22 protein-coding genes are annotated in these 19387 nt (G+C 69.9%); 17 read left to right on the forward strand and 5 right to left on the reverse strand.

Going from position 1 to position 19387, the window contains the following annotated elements; all coding sequences use genetic code 11:
- The first annotated feature begins 3 nt into the window (after positions 1-3).
- The 4 genes from ND450_RS34945 to ND450_RS34960 are packed head-to-tail and all read left to right on the forward strand — an operon-like array spanning position 4 to position 2841.
- Positions 4-354 carry a hypothetical protein gene (locus ND450_RS34945; RefSeq protein WP_253322537.1) on the forward strand — a complete coding sequence of 117 codons (351 nt, stop codon included), beginning with the start codon at positions 4-6 and terminating at the stop codon, positions 352-354.
- Positions 355-365: 11 nt separating this feature from the next.
- Positions 366-1661 (forward strand): glutamate-1-semialdehyde 2,1-aminomutase, encoded by a 1296-nt coding sequence (gene hemL / locus ND450_RS34950; RefSeq protein ID WP_253322538.1) that lies wholly within the window; start codon positions 366-368, stop codon positions 1659-1661.
- Positions 1658-2287 carry a histidine phosphatase family protein gene (locus tag ND450_RS34955; RefSeq protein WP_089919035.1) on the forward strand — a complete coding sequence of 210 codons (630 nt, stop codon included), beginning with the start codon at positions 1658-1660 and terminating at the stop codon, positions 2285-2287. Before hemL ends, ND450_RS34955 begins: the two co-directional genes overlap by 4 nt.
- On the forward strand, positions 2284-2841 hold the full coding sequence (locus ND450_RS34960) for a TlpA disulfide reductase family protein (protein WP_253322539.1): 558 nt from the start codon (positions 2284-2286) through the stop codon (positions 2839-2841). Before ND450_RS34955 ends, ND450_RS34960 begins: the two co-directional genes overlap by 4 nt.
- A 377-nt stretch (positions 2842-3218) precedes the next feature.
- Here ND450_RS34960 and ND450_RS34965 read toward each other — a convergent pair whose 3' ends face one another.
- Positions 3219-4205, reverse strand: coding sequence for a M64 family metallopeptidase (locus tag ND450_RS34965; RefSeq protein ID WP_253322540.1), 987 nt, complete (start codon positions 4203-4205; stop codon positions 3219-3221).
- Positions 4206-4337: 132 nt separating this feature from the next.
- On the opposite strand from ND450_RS34965, the gene ND450_RS34970 reads away from it, so the two are divergent.
- From ND450_RS34970 to ND450_RS34985, 4 genes are all read left to right on the forward strand, one after another.
- Entirely contained in the window at positions 4338-5114 is a 777-nt protein-coding gene (locus ND450_RS34970) for a cytochrome c biogenesis CcdA family protein (protein ID WP_253322541.1), read from the forward strand.
- Positions 5115-5155: 41 nt separating this feature from the next.
- Entirely contained in the window at positions 5156-6631 is a 1476-nt protein-coding gene (locus tag ND450_RS34975; protein ID WP_253328082.1) for a cytochrome c biogenesis protein ResB, read from the forward strand.
- Positions 6631-7542 (forward strand): c-type cytochrome biogenesis protein CcsB, encoded by a 912-nt coding sequence (gene ccsB, locus ND450_RS34980; RefSeq protein WP_253322542.1) that lies wholly within the window; start codon positions 6631-6633, stop codon positions 7540-7542. The genes ND450_RS34975 and ccsB overlap by 1 nt, the downstream gene beginning before the upstream one ends.
- Positions 7543-7644: 102 nt before the next feature.
- Positions 7645-9120, forward strand: coding sequence for an AAA family ATPase (locus tag ND450_RS34985; protein WP_371927485.1), 1476 nt, complete (start codon positions 7645-7647; stop codon positions 9118-9120).
- A gap of 55 nt (positions 9121-9175) precedes the next feature.
- Here the strand turns inward: ND450_RS34985 and ND450_RS34990 are convergent, their stop codons facing one another.
- Entirely contained in the window at positions 9176-9343 is a 168-nt protein-coding gene (locus tag ND450_RS34990; protein ID WP_086667950.1) for a hypothetical protein, read from the reverse strand.
- Between the two features lie 57 nt (positions 9344-9400).
- Complete coding sequence (locus ND450_RS34995; RefSeq protein WP_089915625.1) at positions 9401-9607, reverse strand: BldC family transcriptional regulator; 207 nt, start codon at positions 9605-9607, stop codon at positions 9401-9403.
- 164 nt (positions 9608-9771) lie between these two features.
- On the opposite strand from ND450_RS34995, the gene ND450_RS35000 reads away from it, so the two are divergent.
- The 9 genes from ND450_RS35000 to ND450_RS35040 are packed head-to-tail and all read left to right on the forward strand — an operon-like array spanning position 9772 to position 17298.
- Positions 9772-10236 carry an Lrp/AsnC family transcriptional regulator gene (locus ND450_RS35000; RefSeq protein ID WP_253322543.1) on the forward strand — a complete coding sequence of 155 codons (465 nt, stop codon included), beginning with the start codon at positions 9772-9774 and terminating at the stop codon, positions 10234-10236.
- Between the two features lie 4 nt (positions 10237-10240).
- A complete protein-coding gene (locus ND450_RS35005) occupies positions 10241-10510 on the forward strand; it encodes a DUF4229 domain-containing protein (RefSeq protein WP_253322544.1) in 270 nt (89 codons plus the stop codon).
- A gap of 27 nt (positions 10511-10537) precedes the next feature.
- Positions 10538-11626, forward strand: a complete 1089-nt coding sequence (locus ND450_RS35010; protein WP_089915614.1) for a PLP-dependent cysteine synthase family protein — start codon at positions 10538-10540, stop codon at positions 11624-11626.
- A 54-nt stretch (positions 11627-11680) separates the two neighbouring features.
- Complete coding sequence (locus tag ND450_RS35015) at positions 11681-11986, forward strand: hypothetical protein (protein WP_089915611.1); 306 nt, start codon at positions 11681-11683, stop codon at positions 11984-11986.
- Positions 11983-15060 (forward strand): hypothetical protein, encoded by a 3078-nt coding sequence (locus ND450_RS35020; protein ID WP_253322545.1) that lies wholly within the window; start codon positions 11983-11985, stop codon positions 15058-15060. Before ND450_RS35015 ends, ND450_RS35020 begins: the two co-directional genes overlap by 4 nt.
- Positions 15060-15479: a hypothetical protein gene (locus tag ND450_RS35025; RefSeq protein WP_253322546.1), complete on the forward strand. Its 420-nt coding sequence runs from the start codon at positions 15060-15062 to the stop codon at positions 15477-15479. The genes ND450_RS35020 and ND450_RS35025 overlap by 1 nt, the downstream gene beginning before the upstream one ends.
- Positions 15476-16447: a hypothetical protein gene (locus ND450_RS35030; RefSeq protein WP_253322547.1), complete on the forward strand. Its 972-nt coding sequence runs from the start codon at positions 15476-15478 to the stop codon at positions 16445-16447. Before ND450_RS35025 ends, ND450_RS35030 begins: the two co-directional genes overlap by 4 nt.
- On the forward strand, positions 16448-16897 hold the full coding sequence (locus ND450_RS35035) for a hypothetical protein (protein WP_253322548.1): 450 nt from the start codon (positions 16448-16450) through the stop codon (positions 16895-16897).
- Positions 16897-17298, forward strand: coding sequence for a hypothetical protein (locus ND450_RS35040; RefSeq protein WP_253322549.1), 402 nt, complete (start codon positions 16897-16899; stop codon positions 17296-17298). The genes ND450_RS35035 and ND450_RS35040 overlap by 1 nt, the downstream gene beginning before the upstream one ends.
- A gap of 4 nt (positions 17299-17302) precedes the next feature.
- Here the strand turns inward: ND450_RS35040 and ND450_RS35045 are convergent, their stop codons facing one another.
- Together ND450_RS35045 and ND450_RS35050 are read right to left on the reverse strand one after the other, a co-directional pair.
- Positions 17303-18175: a 1,4-dihydroxy-2-naphthoate polyprenyltransferase gene (locus ND450_RS35045; protein ID WP_253322550.1), complete on the reverse strand. Its 873-nt coding sequence runs from the start codon at positions 18173-18175 to the stop codon at positions 17303-17305.
- A 47-nt stretch (positions 18176-18222) separates the two neighbouring features.
- Positions 18223-19314 (reverse strand): SH3 domain-containing protein, encoded by a 1092-nt coding sequence (locus ND450_RS35050; RefSeq protein ID WP_253322551.1) that lies wholly within the window; start codon positions 19312-19314, stop codon positions 18223-18225.
- Positions 19315-19387 lie beyond the last annotated feature (73 nt).

Here is a 19387-nt window from a genome sequence, read left to right on the forward strand (position 1 = left end):
GGCGTGACAGAGGCCGTGACCGAGCCGGAGACCGTGGTGGACGAGCCCGAAGAGGTCCCCCCGGCCGCCCCCGGCCTGCACCAGCCCAAGCGGTGGCTCATCGCCGCGGCCGAGGTCGTCGCGATCGTCCTGCTGGTGGTCGCCGCCGTGTGGTGCTGGAACCGCGGCGTCGTGCGGCTCGAGTACCCGTTCGAGGGCCGTGAGCCGTTGATCTCCACGCGTTACCACGGCAACTGGCTGGGCAGCGCGGTCGGCGCCGCCACGCTCGCCGTGGTGCTCGCCCTGGACGCTGTGCGGCAGATCATGCTGGCCGTGCGCACCCGGCCGCAGAAAGCCGCCGACTCCGACATGTGAGACTGGGGTACGTGACTGCGAGTCGATCCCAGGCCCTGTTCGAGCGCGCGTCGACGCTGACCCCCGGCGGGGTCAACTCTCCGGTGCGGGCGTTCCACTCCGTCGGCGGCACCCCGCGCTTCATGGTGCGGGGCGAGGGCCCGCACCTGTGGGACGCGGACGGCAACCGGTACGTCGACCTGGTGGCCTCGTGGGGCCCGATGATCCTCGGGCACGCCCACCCGTCCGTCGTGGAGGCCGTGCAGAAGGCGGCCGCGTCCGGTCTGTCGTTCGGCACCCCGACCGAGGGTGAGATCGAGCTCGCGGCCGAGATCATCGACCGCGTCGAGCCGGTCCGCCAGGTCCGCCTGGTCAACTCGGGTACCGAGGCCACGATGAGCGCGATCCGCCTCGCGCGTGGCTTCACCGAGCGCCGCAAGGTCATCAAGTTCGCCGGCTGCTACCACGGCCACGTCGACGCGCTGCTCGCCCAGGCGGGCTCCGGCGTCGCGACCCTGGGTCTGCCGTCGTCGCCCGGCGTCACGGGCGCGCAGGCCGAGGACACGATCGTCCTGCCGTACAACGACGTCGAGGCCGTGCGCGCGGCGTTCGCCGAGAACCCGGGCGAGATCGCCTGCATCATCACCGAGGCCGCGGCGGGCAACATGGGCGCGGTTTCGCCCACTGCTGATTTCAACGAGTCGCTTCGCTCGCTGTGCGACGCCGACGGCGCGCTGCTGATCATGGACGAGGTCATGACCGGCTTCCGCGTCTCGCGCGCCGGCTGGTACGGCCTGGAGCGCGTGCGCGGCGACCTCTACACGTTCGGCAAGGTCATGTCGGGTGGTCTGCCCGCGGCCGCTTTCGGTGGCCGTGCGGACGTGATGGCCCGTCTCGCGCCTTCCGGCCCGGTCTACCAGGCGGGCACGCTGTCGGGTAACCCCGTGGCCGTCGCCGCAGGTCTCGCCACGTTGCGCGCTGCGGACGACGAGGTCTACGCGGCCCTGAACCGCAACGCGACCCGGCTCGGCGCCCTGTTCACCTCGGCTCTGACCGACGCCGGTGTCGAGCACCGCGTGCAGTTCGCCGGGAACCTGGTGAGCGTGTTCTTCGGTTCTACCGAGGTGAAGGACTACGCGGGCGCCCAGGCGTGCGAGACGTGGCGCTTCCCGCCGTTCTTCCACGCACTGCTGGAACGGGGCGTCTACGCCCCGCCGTCGGCGTTCGAAGCGTGGTTCGTGAACGCCGCCATGGGTGAAGAGGAGTTCGCCGTGATCGCCGACGCACTGCCGCACGCGGCCCGTGCCGCCAAGGAGGCCCGCAAGTGACCCGCACCGTCGTCCACCTGCTCCGCCACGGCGAGGTGCACAACCCGACCGGCATCCTCTACGGCCGCCTGCCCGGCTTCAAGCTCTCCGAGCGCGGCCAGAAGCAGGCGCTGACCGTCGCCGAACACCTGGCAGACCACGACATCGTGCACGTCGTGGCGTCCCCTTTGGACCGTGCACAGCAGACCGCCGCGCCCATTGCCGACTCGCATCGGCTGGAGCTGGCGACCGACGAGCGGTTGATCGAGGCCGACAACCAGTTCCAGGGGTTGAAGGTGGCTGTGGGGGACGGTGCTCTCCGGTCCCCACAGCACTGGCCGAAGCTGGTCAACCCGTTCCGGCCCTCCTGGGGTGAGCCGTACATCGAGATCGCTCACCGGATGCTCGGGGCCGTGCAGAAGGCTCGGTCCGAGGCTGAGGGGCACGAGGCGGTTTGCGTGTCGCACCAGTTGCCGATTTGGACTGTGCGGCGGTTCCTGGAGGGGAAGCGGATGTGGCACGACCCGCGTCGGCGGGAGTGCTCGCTTGCTTCCTTGACCTCGTTGATCTTCGAGGGTGAGCAGTTGGTTCGGATTTCCTATTCCGAGCCTGTCGGGGCCACCAATCCTCGGGTGACCGGGGCATGAAGCGTCTTTTGGTGCTTTTGTTGTTGGTCGCCGGGTGTTCCACCGGGAAGGACGCTGCTCAGATCGGGGGCGGGGATTTTTATCTCGTTGCTCCTGGCGGGAAGGTCGAGATCCGGTATGCGCCTGGGGAGCGGAAGGCGTTGAAGGGGCTCGAGGGGGAGTCCCTTCTGGAGGAGGGTGCCACCGTTCGGCTGTCCGATTACGCGGGGAAGCCCGTTGTGATCAACATTTGGGGGGCCTGGTGTGGGCCCTGCCGGACTGAGGCGCCGGAGATGCAGAAGATCTTCGAGGGTGGGACCCAGGTGATCGGGGTCGACGTCAAGGAGACGTCGAAGGATCATCCTCGTGACTTCATGAAGGATCGGTCTTTGACCTATCCGTCCATTTATGATGCTTCTGCTCGTAGTTTTATCAACGTTTTCAAGGGTGTTCCGGCTAATGCTGTGCCGTCCACGTTCGTCGTGGACAAGGAGCATCGGGTTGCTGCTGCCTTTTTGGTGCCGGTGTTGGCTTCGGACCTGCAGCCTGTTTTGGATGAGTTGGCGAAGGAGTAGTTCGGGGTCTTTTTGCGGGCGGCCTGTCGCTGTTGCGTGCTTTCCCTGGGGACTCTGCCCCCAGGCCCCCGACAATCTGAGATGGGGCCAGCGCTGGGGGTAGGGACGTGCGGTGGCGGTGGGGTCGCATCGATCGCACGGCTCGCCTTCCGCATCGCGGCCATCAGGCGTGGCCCAGCGGCGCTAGCCCCGCTGCGGCTCCACCCATCCTCGCCGCGCTACCGGCCCAGGCCTGGTGTCAGCTCAGCCGCGCCACCTGCTGCCGCGCCGCCACCTGAGACCCCGCCCTGCCGGCCTCGCCGCGCTACCAGCCCGCCCCCGGCCTCAGCCCAGCCCCGGTACCGGCCCAGCCTCCACCAGCGCTGCCCAACCCACTCCTACCGCGCGGCCGGGACCACCGGCTCGTTCAGCGACGGGATCTTCGCCTTGAAGGCCTTCACCATCGCGTCCCTGCCGATCGAGTTGAACTCCTTGCCCAGGGTTCGCATGATCGAGTTCGCGGTCGGGCGGTACAGGCCGGTCTTGTAGTAGCGCGCGCCCTCCACCGGGGCGATGACGCCGCCGTCCGGGGACGGCTGGCCCAGGTAGTCGCCCCACTTGGCGCCTGCCGGGTCCTTGGTCACGTTGATCTCGCGTGGTTCGGTGCCCGTGTAGTTGAGGTACGGGTAGTCGTACTCGTCCGCGAGGCCGCCGATGGAGTGGCCGAGTTCGTGGATGGCGATCTGGCCCGCCTGGGCGTTGGAGCCTGCGGCGGTGGCGACCGAGCCGCCCGCGCCGCCGTACTTCGTGGTGTTGCCGAGGGCGATGACCTGGTCGGAAGCTGGGGCCAGGGCGGCGAACTCCTTGGCCTTCGTCTCGTTCACGCAGAGGAGGCGCTCTGTGTTCGCGTCGCGGCCCTGGCACCAGAAGCCCATGTCGAGGGCCGTGTCCTTGACGACGCCCTTGGTCGGGTCGTTGTCCACTCCGGACTCCGGCGAGACGACGTTGACCTGCCAGACGTTGAAATATTGCTTGTAGCTGGCGAAGGGCTCTACCGCGGAGAGCTCCTCCCACTTGCTCCTCACGTTCTCGGTGTAGGTCGGGAGGTCGTCGGTGGTGTAGCCGTCGCCCACGAAGACGAGGTCGAAGCGGTCTGCCGAGTCGCCGGTCACCTGGACGGGGACCACCTCCGCGGCGGCCATCAGGCGGAGGTCCGCCGACTTCTCCGCCGGGGCCTTCGGGGTGAGGGCCTGGGTGATCGTGCCGTCCTCGTTGAAGACCTCGCGCCATTCCATCGCCGGGGCGGCGCCGCCAGCCGGTACCTGCGCGAAGAGGGTCAGCGCGGTGACGGTCAGAGCTGGGAGGAGCAGCCGCGAACGATGCATGTGTTGACGCTAAGCAACCGTGACGTCACCCACAAGCGGCAATAGTTGGCACTTTTGGCCCAAGGATTGTTCCGGCCTGGAAAACGGACACCGGTCGTGGCGTGATCTGGGCAACTACCTACTCTGAGATGTGTGAACCCCACCGATCTGGCGATCTCCGGGCCGTTGCTGCTGGCCACCGGGGTTGCGCTGCTCGCTGGTTTCATCTCGTTCGCGTCGCCGTGCGTGGTGCCGCTCGTGCCCGGCTACCTGGCCTACCTCGCCGGGCTCGTCGGGGCCGAGGCGCCTCGGGTCGAGGCGAACGAACCGGCGAAGCAGGGGCGGTGGCGGGTCGCCGGGGCCTCGTTGCTGTTCGTGCTCGGGTTCACCGTTGTCTTCGCGTTGGCCTCGATGGCCATTCTCGGTGCGTCGGACGCGCTGCTCCTCAACGCCGATCTGTTCCAACGCATCGGTGGCGTCGTCACGATCCTGATGGGACTGGTGTTCCTCGGACTCGTTCCGGCGCTGCAGAAGGACGTGCGGTTCCACACGAAGCCCAAGGCCGGGCTGGTCGGGGCGCCGGTGCTCGGGGCCGTGTTCGCGCTCGGGTGGACGCCGTGCCTCGGACCGACGCTTGCGGGCGTGCTTGCCGTGGCGCGCAGCACGGAGATCGGGTCGTCCACGGCTCGTGGGGCCGTGTTGGTGCTCGCGTACTGCTTGGGGCTCGGGTTGCCGTTCGTGGTGCTCGCGCTCGGCGCGCGGTGGGCGCTGGGGGTGACGAAGTGGCTGCGCACGCACGCCCGGCAGGTGCAGATCTTCGGTGGCGTGCTGCTGATCCTGGTCGGGGTCGCGCTGGTCACGGGGCTCTGGGGTGAGTTCGTCGGGTGGCTGCGCTACTCGTTCGTCGACGTCGTGGAGTTGCCGCTCTAGTGATCGCCTTCCTGCGCAACACGTGGCGCGGCCTCACCTCGATGAGGACCGCGCTCACCTTGCTGTTCCTGCTCGCGCTCGCGGCCCTGCCCGGCGCATTGCTGCCGCAGCGCTCGCTCAACTCGGCCAAGGTCGACCAGTACGTCGCCGAGAAGGGCTGGTGGGGCGAGCTGCTCCAGAAGCTCGGCTTCTTCGAGGTCTACGCGACGCCGTGGTTCGCCGCGATCTACCTGCTGCTGTTCACGTCCCTCGTCGGGTGCCTGCTGCCCCGCACGTGGGAGTACTTCAAGCAGATGCGCTCGAAGCCGGTGCTGACGCCGCGCAACCTCTCGCGCATGCCGCACCACGCGCAGGCCGAGCTCGACATCACGCCCGACGAGGCCGTCGACAAGGCCAGGAAGGCCATGCGCGGCTGGCGGATGGAGACCGGCGAGGGCACGGTCAGCGCCGAGCGCGGGTTCCTGCGCGAGACCGGCAACCTCGTCTTCCACTTCGCGCTGCTGGGCCTGCTCGTGTCGTTCGCGCTGGGCAAGATGTTCAACTACGAGGGCCAGGTCATCGTCCAGGCGAACGGCGGCCAGTTCTGCAACGGCGGCATCTTCAACTACGACCAGTTCCGGCCCGGGCTGCAGGTCGACGGCACGGACCTCACGCCGTTCTGCGTCGAGATCGGCAAGTTCTCCGCGGAGTACCTCGAGAACGGCCAGCCGGTCGGGTTCCAGGCGGACATCCGCTACCAGTCGGGCGACGACCTCGCGTCGAACACGTGGAGGCCGTACACGCTGCAGGTCAACCACCCGCTGCGCACCGAGGGCGACCGCGTCTACCTGCTCGGCCACGGTTACACGCCGACGTTCACGGTGACGTTCCCCAACGGCGAGAAGCGCACGCAGGGCATCCAGTGGCTGCCCGCCGACCAGGTCACGCTGGCCTCCGAGGGCGCGACGAAGTTCGACCCGCCGGGCATCACCGACTCCGAGACGCGCCGCAAGAACCAGATCGCCGTGACGGGCCTGCTGGCGCCGACGCCGCTGCTGCACGGCGGCATCCTGAACTCGAAGTTCCCCGCTCTGGACAACCCGATGGTCGCGGTCGACGTGTACCGGGGTGATCTGGGCGTGGACGACGGACGCGGCCAGTCGATCTTCTCGATCGACCAGAAGATGGTCGAGCAGGGCCGCCTGGCCAAGGTCGCGCGCAAGAACCTCGCGCTGGGCGAGGAGATCGTGCTCGACGACGGCACCAAGGTGCGCTTCGACTCCGTGAACGACTGGGTGTCGTTGCAGGTCTCGCACGACCCGACGCAGATCTACGTGCTCGCGTTCGCCGTCCTGATCATCCTCGGCCTGGGGGTCTCGCTGACCGTCAAGCGCCGCAGGGTGTGGGTGCGTGCGACCCGTCTGGACGACGGGCGTACGTTGGTCGAGGTCGGTGGCCTCGCCCGCACTGACCAGGCGGGATACGGCGAGGAGTTCACGCGGCTCGCCCGCGCGGTGCTGAACGAGGAGAAGTCCTGATGCCGGTCAACGAGACACTGGCGACCTACAGCGACTGGCTGTACCGCAGCGCGCTGGGCGTCTACCTCTTCGCGATCCTGCTGTACGCGGTGGAGCAGGCCTTCGCCCGCGCCCCGCGCAAGGCGCTGGTCGGCGCCGGCGGCCCGGACGTCCTCGTCGACGAGCCGAAGGCCGAGCTGAGCCTGGCCGAGCGCATCGGCCGCATGGGCGCCGCGCTGACCGTCCTCGGTGCCGTGCTGCACCTCGGGTCGTTGGTCATGCGCGGTCTGTCCGCCGGGCGCGCGCCCTGGGGCAACATGTACGAGTACATGTCGCTGCTGTGCCTCGCGGCCGTGGTGACGTGGATCGTGCTGATGGCCAAGTTCCCGATCCGCCGCCTCGGCGCGTTCGTGCTCACGCCGATCCTGGTGCTGCTGTTCCTCGGCGGCACCGTCCTGTACGCCGAGTCCGCGCCCGTCCAGCCGGCGCTGCGGTCGTACTGGCTCGTGATCCACGTCTCGGTGATCTCGATCTCGTCCGGCGTGCTGCTGATCCCCGGCGTGACGTCGATCCTCTACCTGCTCAAGGACTCGAAGGCCGACCGCTTCCCGCGGCTGCCGTCCGCCGACGTGCTCGACCGCATGTCGTACCGGACCACCGTGCTCGCGTTCCCGCTGTTCACGGCCGGGATCATCTGCGGCGCGATCTGGGCCGAGGCGGCCTGGGGCCGGTTCTGGGGCTGGGACCCGAAGGAGACGGTCGCGTTCGTCTCGTGGGTGGTCTACGCGGCGTACCTGCACGCGCGAGCAACGGCCGGATGGCGTGGTCGTGGGGCGGCTTGGATCAACGTCGCGGGCTTCGCCCTGAACGTCTTCAACCTGTTCTTCATCAACTTGGTCACTACTGGGTTGCATTCGTACGCTGGTCTCTAACGAGTTAACCCCCACGTCGATGGAACCGCTGACGGTTGCGTACCGTCGCAACCCGGGGGTCGGGGAAGTCTCGGTCTCTCTTGCTCAGGGAGGGCCACAGCGGTGAACTGGCAATCACCGGGTGAGGAACAGGGCTCCGGCCCGCAGTACGTCGACCCGCAGGCGGCGGCCTACCTCGACCCGCAGCAATCCGGCCCGCAGAACGTCAGCGGCAGCCAATCGGGCCCGCACCAGGTGGGCAACCAGTCGGGGCCGTACCAGGTGCCGGGCAACGCCTCGGGCCCGTACCAGGTGCCCGAGAGCGCCTCGGGCCCGTACCAGGTGCCCGAGAGCGCCTCGGGTCCGTACCAGGTTCCCGGCAACGCCTCAGGCCCATACGCGGTTCCCGGCAGCGCTTCCGGTCCGTATCCGGCGCCGGGCAACGCTTCCGGCCCGTACCAGGTGCCGGGCAACGCCTCGGGTCCGTACCAGGTCCCCGGCAACGCCTCGGGCCCCTACGCGGTGCCCGGCAACGCGTCCGGTCCCTACCCGGCGCCCGGCTCGCAGTCGGGCGGGTACCCGGTCGGCGGCGGTCAGTCCGGCCCGCACCCCACGGGCCAGTACGGCCAGTTCGCGAACCAGCCGTTCCCGAACAACTTCCCGCAGCAGGAGTACCGCTCGCAGGCCGAGCAGGTGTCGTCGCAGCAGCTGATCAAGAAGGACAAGCGCCCGCCGACGTCCGGGTGGCGCAAGTCGCTGCACTCGATCACCGGCGGCGCCATCAACCTCGGCGAGAGCCCCGCCGACGTGCGGCGCCGTGAGCTGATCGGGCGGATCAACCAGCCGCTGCGCGGGTGCTACAAGATCGCGATGCTGTCCCTGAAGGGCGGCGTCGGCAAGACCACGACGACCACGACGCTGGGCTCGACGTTCTCGTCGCTGCGCGGCGACCGGGTCATCGCCGTCGACGCGAACCCCGACCGCGGCACGCTGGCGTTGAAGATCCCGCGCGAGACCACGGCGACCGTGCGGCACCTGCTGCGCGACGCCCCGCGGATCACGAAGTACAGCGACGTGCGCGCGTACACCTCGCAGTCGCCGGCGCGCCTCGAGGTGCTGGCGTCCGAGCAGGACCCGGCCGTGTCGGAGGCGTTCAGCGAGGACGACTACCGGCGCACGGTGGCGTTGCTGGAGCACTTCTACAACATCGTGCTCACCGACTGCGGCACCGGCCTGATGCACTCCGCGATGAAGGGCGTGCTGGACGAGGCGGACCTGCTGGTCCTCGTGTCGTCCGGTTCGGTCGACGGCGCGCAGACGTCCGCCGCGACGCTCGACTGGCTGGAGGCGCACGGCTACCGCGAACTGGTCGCGAAGTCCGTGTGCGTCATCAACTCGGTGCGCCCGAAGTCGGGCAAGGTCGACCTCGACAAGCTCGCCGCCCACTTCCAGCAGCGCTGCCGTGCCGTGGTCCGCCTGCCGTTCGACGAGCACCTCGAAGAGGGCGCCGAGATCGCGCTGGACCAGCTCGCGCCGGAGACCCGCCTCGCGTTGCTGGAACTCGCCGCGGTCGTCGCGGACGACTTCCCGCACAACTGAGCGGGACACTCGACAGTGGCGGAAAGGGGTCCTGGGATCAGGGCCCCTTTTCCGTTCACTCGTCGCGCTTGCGCTGCTCGTCGAGCTTGCGCAGGAACTCCGGGTCGTCGTCGGGTGCGATCACCTTGCGGCCTGGGGTGTACTCCGAGTGCTGCGGGGCGAACGCTCGCCACACGAGCACAGCCACGGTGAGCGCACCGATCACCGCCAGCAGGTAGATCATCGTGTCGCCACCTCCCTTTGCCACGAGATTACCCGCGGCCCAGGGATAACTACGGTTTCAGTGGCGAACGGGTTCAGTCGCCTCGGTCGTCAGCTCCGAAAGGAGCTGCTTCACCTCGGTCTCACGGAACCTGCGGTGTCCTCCAGGGGTGCGGATCGAGCCGATGCGACCTGCGGTGGCCCATCGGGTCACGGTCTTCGGGTCGACCCGGAACAGATTGGCGACTTCCCCAGGCGTCAAGAGCCGCTCGGTGGCTGCAGTCACTCGTCCTCCTCAGATCAGACGTTCTGGTCTGATCGTGGCATCTGACCCATCAGGTACTCGAACGCTTGTTTTTTGGTAAAGAGGTAGTAAGGGACGAGCGTCGCGAACCGGACATGGGACCCGTAGGCGATGTGCAGGCACTCTGTAGGCATAGGGTGTCGCGGGTGGATGCTCTTGATCGACAGATCATCGCCGCTCTGCGCACCAACGGACGGGCCACGTACGCCGATCTCGGCAGGCAGGTCGGCCTGTCCGCGTCCGCCGTGCACGAGCGGGTCGGCAAGCTCGAGTCCAGCGGCGTCATCGTCGGCTACCACGCGGTCGTCGACCCCAGCGCCGTCGGCCTGGGCGTGACCGCGCTGATCGGCATCCACCCCACCGACATCGCCGACGACAACGAGGTCGCGGTCGCGTTGGCCGAGCTCAACGAGGTCGAGTCCTGCTACCGGGTCGCGGGCGACGAGTCGTTCATCGTGAAGGTCCGGGTGGCGACGGTCGACGACCTGGAGCGCGCGCTCGGGCGGTTGCGGCGCATCCACGGCGTGGCCCGCACACGGACGACTGTGGTGCTCTCCACGCGGTTCGAGGGACGCCCGAACACCGGGGACGAGGAAGGCGACGTAACCTGAACGGGTGCTCGCTCGAGATGTGACGCTCTACGTCCTCGCCCGCCTCGGCCTCGTCGCGGTGGTGACGGGCGCGCTCATCTTGTTCAAGGTTCCTTTGCTGCCCGCGCTGGCCGTGGGTGTGGTCGTGGCGCTGCCGGCGTCGTTGTTCATCTTCAAGGGCCTGCGGCAGCGGGTGGCGGTCGGTCTCGACGCGCACCAGGCCGCGCGCAGGTCCGAGCGCGACAAGCTGCGCAGCGAACTGCGTGGTGACGAAGGTCCTGTCACCCAGGCGTAGGACGTCTGCCCGGTTATCGTGCGGGCTGTGAGTACCTCCGTTGACCGCGTTTGCAGCAGGACCAGGCACTGGGTGTGCGAGGCCGTCGGGATCATCGAGGCGGACGCGAACCGCAGCGCGGACACGCACCTCCTGCGGTACCCGTTGCCGCTCGAATGGGGCATCGACCTCTACCTGAAGGACGAGTCGACGCACCCCACGGGCTCGCTGAAGCACCGGCTGGCCCGCTCGTTGTTCCTCTACGCGATCTGCAACGGCTGGATCACCGGTGGCACGCCCGTGATCGAGGCCTCCTCCGGTTCCACGGCGGTGTCCGAGGCGTACTTCGCGCGGCTGCTCGGGCTGCCGTTCATCGCGGTGATGCCCCGCTCGACCTCGGCCGAGAAGGTCGCGCTGATCGAGCGCCAGGGCGGGAAGTGCCACTTCATCGACGAGCCGTCGGCCCTCTACGACGAGTCGCGCCGGCTGGCCTCCGAGCTCGGCGGCCACTTCATGGACCAGTTCACGCACGCCGAACGCGCGACGGACTGGCGGGGCAACAACAACATCGCCGAGTCGATCTTCCAGCAGATGAAGCTGGAGCCGTCGCCCGAGCCCGACTGGATCGTCGTCGGCGCGGGCACGGGCGGCACGTCGGCCACGATCGGCCGGTACATCCACTACCAGAAGCTGAACACGCGCCTCGCCGTCGTCGACCCCGAGCACTCCGTCTTCTTCGACGCGTGGCGCGACGGGAACCGCGACCTGGTGGCGACGCGCGGATCCGGCATCGAGGGCATCGGGCGGCCGCGGGTGGAGCCGTCGTTCATCGGCGAGGTCATCGACCGCATGATCAAGGTGCCGGACGCGGCCTCCATCGCGACCATCCGGTACGTCGAGGACCTGCTCGGACGGCGGGTCGGCGGGTCGACCGGCACGAACCTGTGGGGCGCGTTCCAGATCATCGCCGAGATGCGGCAGTCCCGTGCGCGCGGGAGCGTGGTGACGTTGCTGTGCGACGGCGGCGAGCGTTACGCGAACACCTATTACGACGACACATGGGTAGCGGCACAGGGCCTGCACCTCGACCCCTGCCACGAACGCCTGAACAACTTCCACCGCACGGGGAACTGGTGACGAGGGTTGTGCGTCACAGCGTGACCTGAGCACCGAGTCCGCAGGGGGGACGCTGTGTCGTCGCTGTTCACCGACGCGGCCGAGATGCGCGCGTACGCCGAGTACCTGCGCACCGAGGCCCAAGAGTTCGAGACGATCCGCAAGTACGTCCACGCCACGGCGTGCGACAAGGCGGGCTTCACGGGCCTGCTGGCGTTGCTGCAGCCGGGCGTGGACGTCGTGCGGGCGCTGTTCGACGAGACGCTCGACTTCGGCAAGTCGAAGCTCGAGGGCACGGCCACGGCGGTGGACGCGACGGCGAAGACCTACGAGGACATCGACGCCCTGCAGCGGCGGATCTTCGAGGGGCTGCTCAAGTGACGACCTCCTACAGCGCCGTTCGTCCTGTCGCGGCCTCGCTGAAGCAGCCGGACGTCGACACGGCGTCCCTGAACGACGTCCTGCGCGACCAGGGCTGGGGCGTGCAGGCCGTCAACTGGGTGTTCGAGGCGGTGACCGGCGAGTCGCTGGTCTCCACGATCATCACGCCGATCACCGGCGACTGGTCGAAGATCCGCGCGGACGGCGACGCGTGGCGCATGGTCGGCAACGCCATGAACGACGTCTCGTACAACCTCACGGACGCCGTGGGCAAGGTGCGCGGCCACTGGGACGGCGACGCGGCCAAGGCCCACGAGAAGTACATCGCCCTCGGCTGGAAGGCGGGCCTGCTCGCCGAGATGGGCGTGGCCCAGCTGATCGCGAAGGGTTTCGACACGGTCGCGTCCGGCGCCGAGGCCCTGGGCAAGCAGGCCGCACGCCTGCTCGACTACCTGGTCAACAAGCTGCTCGAGGCCGCCGCCACCGTCTGGATCCCGGTCGCGGGCTGGATCAAGGCCGCCGAGATGGTCTGGAACGCCTACCAGATCTACCGGCGCGTCATGGACATCATCGAGACGGTCCAGAAGCTCATCTCGGACGTCAAAGCCCTGTTCGACGCCGTCGGCCGCGTCTTCTCCGCCATCGGCAAGCTGAAGGACGCCGACTCCCTCGCCGAGGCCATGAACGCCACCCAGGAGGTGGCCGAGGCGGGCCGCGACGTCCGCAACGCCGTCAACGACATCCACGACGACTTCTCGAACATCAAGGAGTCGGCCACGGAGATCGCCGACCGCGGCCGTGACGTCGGCTCGCAGGTCCGCGAGATCTACAGTCCGCCAGGCGGCTCGGAGGAGACCAAACCGGCCGCCGTCTCGTCGGTCGCACCGGGCGGCGCCCCCGCAGCCGCCCCGCCGACCCTGCACGGCGGCCCCGACGCCCCGACCTCCACCCACGCGGCAGCGGCCACGGGCCCGGCCGCCACGGCCCCGCCTTCCCTCGGCGGAGGTGGTGGCGGCGGTGCGCCCACGGGCGGCATCCCCACCGGCGGCCACTCCAGCGCCCCCGCGGGCGGCGGCCACTCGGGCGGCCCGGCGGCTCCGGTACGTCCGGACACGACGCACGCGGCAGCGGCGGCCCCCGCGGCCGCCCCCACGGGAACGCACCAGACCCCGATGGGCGGCGCGATGCCGATGGGCGCCCCGATGGCGCCAGGAGCGGGCGGCGGCGACCAGACCCGCAGCTCCAGCTCACGCCCCGGCGCGGGCGGCGTGCCGGCGTTCCCGTCCGCGGGCGCGCCCACGGGCGGCCCCAAGCCGTCCACCGGCCTGCCCACGCCTCCTGGACAGGGCTCGGGCCTCCCGACGCCTCCCAGCCAGGGTTCGGGCACGCCCGCTTCGGGCTCGAGGCCGTCCACGGGCCTGCCGACGCCCCCGTCGGGCCCCGCCACGCACCCGACGCCCGGCTCCGGCACGCACCCGACGCCGGACTCGCACCGGACGCCGGGCTCCGGCAGCGGCCTTCCCACGCCCCCGAACACGGGTGGCCACACGACGCCCGGTGGCTCGGGCCTGCCGACCCCGCCCAACTCGGGTTCGCACCCGACGCCGGGCAGCGGCCTTCCCACCCCTCCGGATCACCCGAGCGCGAGCTCCGGCACCGCGACGGCCCCGGCGCCGTCCCACACGGGCGGTGGCCTGCCGTCGCCTCCGGGACACCCGGCCCCGAGTGCCGGTGGTGGCCTCCCTTCGCCTCCCGGACACCCCGCTCCGAGCGCGGGTGGCGGCCTGCCGTCGCCTCCCGGACACCCGAGCCCCGGCACGGACCACCCGACGCCTTCCGGCACCACGCCGCACGACTCGACGACCCCGCGCCCGCACGACACGACCCCGTCCGCCGGGGCGCACCAGCCGAAGCCCCACGACACCCCGTCCGGCGGGCCGGCCGACCCCAAGCCGCACGACTCCGGCCCCAGGCCCCACGACACGGACGGCCAGCCCCCGAAGTCCCACGACGGCGACTCCCGGCCTCACGACGCCGACCCGAAGCCGCACGACAGCGACACCAAGCCGCACGACACCGACGGCAAGCCCCACGACACCGACACCAGCGGTGCCGAGGACGCCCGCCCCCACGATCCCCAGCCCGACCACGACACCCCGCCGGCCCACGACACCGACCCCAGGCCCGGCAACGAAGACGCGACCCCGGGCAACACCGGCGACGGCGACCACCACGGCGACCACGACGGCGGCAACCCGCCGCCGCCCACCGGCCCCGACCTCAAGGGCCACTTCGACGCCGCCGCCATGGCCGCGCAGGGCCAGGGCTACCAGCACCAGCTGGAGCAGATCCTGCCCAACCAGGCCGACCGCGACCGCTACGTCGAGCTGAGCAAGGAGCTCTCCACCAACCTCAGCCCGCAGGAGGCCCAGCACGTCGCCGACGTCCGCAACCAGATCACGGTCGGCAGCGGCGACATCGTCACCAAGGCCCTCAACCAGGGCGCGCTCAGCACGTACCTGCCCGACACGCCGCACGCGCCGGGCAGCCAGAAGGAGACCTGGCAGAACCAGATGGGCGGCTCGGTCGCCCGCGGCCAGGACGTGGTCGGCGTCAACACCCCGCAGGGCCTGCGGGACGGTCTCGCCCTCGACGACAAGGGCCAGGGCTGGACCCCGATCCCCGCGGGCGCGCAGGAGGCGATGCAGCTCCGGTACGAGGTGACCGCCCAGAACGAAGCGGCGCACAACGTGCCGTTCGGCGGGCCGAAGAAGGACACGCCGGACTTCAGCCAGCCCGGGCCGTACGGGGCGAACGAGTACCAGTCGCCGCAGGAGAAGGCGCACTACGAGGCGTCGCAGCAGCAGATGGCGGCGGCCGGGGGCACGACCAAGGTCTACGACGGCTTCGACCCGTTCACCGGGACGGGCTCCACGATGGGCGGGATGCCGGAGTGGCGCGTCGACGGCGGCACACCGTTGCCCGATCGTGCCGAGATCTGGCAGGTGAACGCGGACGGCTCTGAGAAACTGCACGCCGTGTACGACCGCAGGTTCGGCTGGACGAAGCTCTGATGACCCAGTACTCCCAGGAGATGGCCGAGTACCGGGGCGAGACGTTCTTCGCCGGCGCCGAAGGCCCCGACCACGTCTGGATCCGCAAGGTCCCAGGCGTGTCCTACGAGCACGACGACGGCTTCCAGACGTACGGCAACCGTGAGCTCAAGACGGTCGCCGTCACCGACCTCGACGCCTGGTACCGCGAGACCTGCAAGGCGACGTGGCGCGGGCAGCCGTTCAACGTCGTCGCCACGCACGACGGCAAGGCGGAGGCCGGGTACGCGGGCGGCGAGTACGTCTGGGCCCAGCGCAACGGGCTCGAAGGCGACCAGTACAACGGCTACACGGCCACGCTCGACGAGGGCGAGCTGGAGGACGTGCAGGTCGACCGCACCGACTTCCTGGCGCGGTGGAAGGAGAAGAACCCGGGATGAGCACCCCACAGGCCGTGCGCAAGGCGGCCGGCATCGGGCCGGAGACGATCCTGCAGAAGATCGTCCACCCCGCGATCGCGCAGCTCTACCTGGGCAACGTCGTGGTGCCCGGCAAGTTCGAACCGCACCGCGCGGCCGGGTTCGTGACGCGCGGGCAGGACTTCCCGCAGGGCACGTCCGACCAGTTCGCCGAGGCGTTCGGCGTCGACAAGGTCGCGGACTGGCCGCGCGGGACGCAGTACCTGCTGCGCTTCCTCGCCCACACCGCGGAACTCTTCGACACGAGCTTCGGCGGCCCGACGCTCGACGGCGCGCAGAAGATGGGCACCACCCGCGTCTACCCGGTCCCGTTCACCGGCACCGGCTACACGCCGAGCGCGAACCCGATCCCCGAGTACGTCATGGAGCTCGCCGAACTCCCGGCGGGCACGGAGCTGTGGCGCTTCGAACCGGACGGCACCGGCCGCAGCGTCGGCAAGTACGTCCACCGCCAGACCGGCTGGATCCCGACCGGCGACGTCGGCTTCGGGCCGGGGAGGTACTGGCAGGCACCGGTTCCGCACCGCCCGACCGTCCGTCGTGGACTGATCGGCCGTTACCGGGACGAGGACTTCGACGTCGACTTCGGGCCCGCGGCCGGGTCCGTCCTCCTGCACCCGCTCGCCGGCAGGCCCACGCCCCCGGACTTCACCGAGGGGTTCCTCGAGGTGCCGGACGCGGTCGTGGAGGACCTCCAGCTCGTCCGCACGATCTGCACGTACCGCGGCGCGGAGTTCGAGATCGTCGGTGTCCTGGGCGACCAGGCGGTGCTGCACTTCCTCGGCGAGAACTACGAAACCGCCCAGGAGCTCGGTCTGTCCGAGGTGGACTTCCGCCAGTGGCGCACGATCGCCCAGCGCAGCGAGGTCACCGACATCCGCGGTGACGCACGGCCGATCCGGCGCGGTCTGTTCGGGAGGGAGAACTAGATGACCACCCCGAACGACAGCTGGAAGTCCGCCGAGCTCAGGGCCGCAGAGGCGCAGGTCGACGCGCGCTTCAAGGAGGCGCAGGACCTCGCGAACCGGCTCAAGGAGACGCCGCTGCCGCCCGTTCCGCCGGTCGACTTCAAGGCGATCGCCCAGCAGGTCGAACGGGCCGCGCAGGAGCGGGACGCGCCCGAACAGCTCAAGGCGTTGAAGCGCAAGGTGGACGCGGGCGAGTTCACCTGGGAGGACGTCGTCTCCGGCAAGGCCGCGCAGGACCCGGACGTGCAGGCCATGCAGCAGGAGAACGTCAAGAAGATGAAGCAGGCCTTCCAGATGCTGCAGGAGGGCATGACCGCAGACGAGATCATGGAGGCCCAGCGGCCGCGCCGGGGTCCCGACGACGACGGTGACGCGCTCGACCCCGACATCTTCACGGAGGACAAGTGGTGATGACGGCCTGGCGGACACCGGACGTCCTCGCGGCGGAGGACTTCCTGACGAGCGCCGTCGCCGACGCGGAGCGCGCGATGCGGACGGCCCAGCAGAACCTCCGGGGCAAGGAACCGTCCACTGAGGACATCCGCAGGGTGATGCAGTTCGCGAAGTCGAGCGAGGCCTCCCCGGCGATGCGTCAACTCGCGGACCGCATCGCGCGCGGCGCCGGTCTGAGCTGGCGTCAGGTCCTCACCGGCGAAGCGGGCCACGACCCGCTGGTGCGCCAGGCGCTCGAAGCCGACCGCGCGAAGCTGGACGAGCTGATCCAGGGCGAGACGGCCCCGCCGCCACCCCCGCGCAGGCCCGCGCGCACGGACGACGACGAGCCCCTGCAGTTCACCGAAGACGCCTGGTAGCGCCCTAGTCGAGCACCAGGGCGACGCTGACCAGCACGGCCCACGCCAGCATGGCGATCCCGGTGAACTGCAGCACCGGGATCAGGTCCTTGCCGCCCCGCCCCGCGGCCACGCGACGCACGGCGGGCAGCAGGATCGGCGCCGCCAGGAACCCGAGCAACGCGTACGGCACCCGCACGACCATGCCCAGCGCGATCAGGAACGGCACGGCGATGAGCGCCAGGTAGAGCCGGCGCGTGTCCTTGTCGCCCAGCACCACGGCCAGCGTCCGCTTGCCCGTCACGGCGTCCGTCGGGATGTCGCGCAGGTTGTTGGCCACCAGCACCGCGGCCGAGATCGCTCCCATCGCGATGGACGCCCCGATGCCGATTCCGGTGATCTCACCGGTCTGCACGTACAGCGTGCCCAGCACCGCGGCCGGTCCGAAGAAGAGGAACACCGCGATCTCGCCGAGGCCCGCGTAGCCGTACGGACGCTTGCCGCCCGTGTAGTACCAGGCGCCGAGGATGCACACGGCACCGAGCGCGAGCAGCCACCAGAACCCGGACAACACCACGAGCACCACACCCGCGAGCGCGCCGATGCCGAGCGAGATGAACGCCGCCAGCCGCACCTTCTTCGGCTCGGCGGCACCGGACCCGGTCAGGCGGAACGGCCCCACCCGGTTGTCGTCCGTGCCGCGGATGCCGTCGGAGTAGTCGTTCGCGTAGTTCACGCCGATCTGGAACGCCACCGAGACGACGAGCGCCAGCACCGTGTAGAGCGCGTTGAACTCGTCGATGTGGTGCGCCGCAGCCGCTCCGACGACCACCGGGGCGATCGAGTTCGGCAGCGTGCGCGGGCGGGTCCCCTGGATCCACTGGACGACTGAGGCCATGCCCCTATCCTCCGACATGGCTCCTGAGGACCCGCCGAAGGGGTGTATCAGCAGGCAGTGGCGCCTGAGACGCCCGCCACGTACGCCTTCGCGATGTGCTTGCCGGACGCGATGCGGTACCAGACGTTCGAGGTGCCCTGCGTGCCCGACACCGACTCACCGGTGAGCTGGCACGTCACCCTGACCTGCGCGTAGTTCGCGGCCAGTCCGACCTGCGAGGACGAGGAGTTCGCCCCGCTGCGCACGTTGACCGTGCCGTTGGCGGCGGACGTGCGGACCGTCCCCACAGGACCGGAACCGGTCCACAGGTACGTCACGGTCACCCACGCGTTGTTGGTGAGCTTGAGGCCGTCCCAGAACGTGCCGTCGGCGAGGTCGATGCCGGCCGGGTTCGCGACCTCGCGGCCGAACTGGTCCTTGCCGCCGTTGTAGTTGTTCTCGTACGCGGCCTGCGCCTCGGGCTTGCCCTGCGGCAGGTCCTTCCACATCTCACGGGTGGTGGACGGGTTCCAGTAGTCGTCCTTGGTGTTCCACGGGCCGACGTCCCACACGGGCGCCCATTCACAACGACCGTTCGAAGCGCACACCTGCACGCTGTAGTTGCCGGAGTTGTTGTTGGCCAGCCCACGCCGCGACGGCAGCGCCACGAAGTGGTCGCGCGACCGGATCACGTGCCCGTTCGCCGTCGTGCCACCGACAAGGCCCTCGCGGGTCGCGTAGACGCGGTACGAACGTCCAGCCGCGGCAACGGAAACGTCTTCCGCCGCGGGCACCTTCGACGCCGTCAGCCTCACCTTCGAGGCCTTGCCGCTGCTCAGGACCACGCGCGTCTCGACGGTGGACGTGGTCACCGGCAACGTCGCCGGAGCCTCCAGCCACTCGGTCCACTGGCCGTCCGCGCGCAGACCGCGCACGTCGACGACGCCGTCGCCGGTCACCGCCGCCGTGACCGCGTTGGCGGGCTGCGCGAGTCTGTGCGTGCCGAGCTCGACCAGGCCCGTGCGCGGGGAGCCGCCCCACGTGACGGCGCGGCCGCTCACGTCGGCGGTCCACTCGTTCGACGCCGGAGCCGCCTGCGCGGGAGACGCCAGTCCGGCCACCAACGCGGCGCCGGTGATCAGCGGTACCAGGTAGCGCATGAAGAAACCCCCATCGCTAACGCGCACGGCCAAGTTCCGCACGCTTCGCGGCGAGGGTCTTCCTCAGCGGTAA

Source organism: Lentzea sp. HUAS12 (assembly GCF_024125735.1).
GTDB lineage: Bacteria > Actinomycetota > Actinomycetes > Mycobacteriales > Pseudonocardiaceae > Lentzea > Lentzea albida.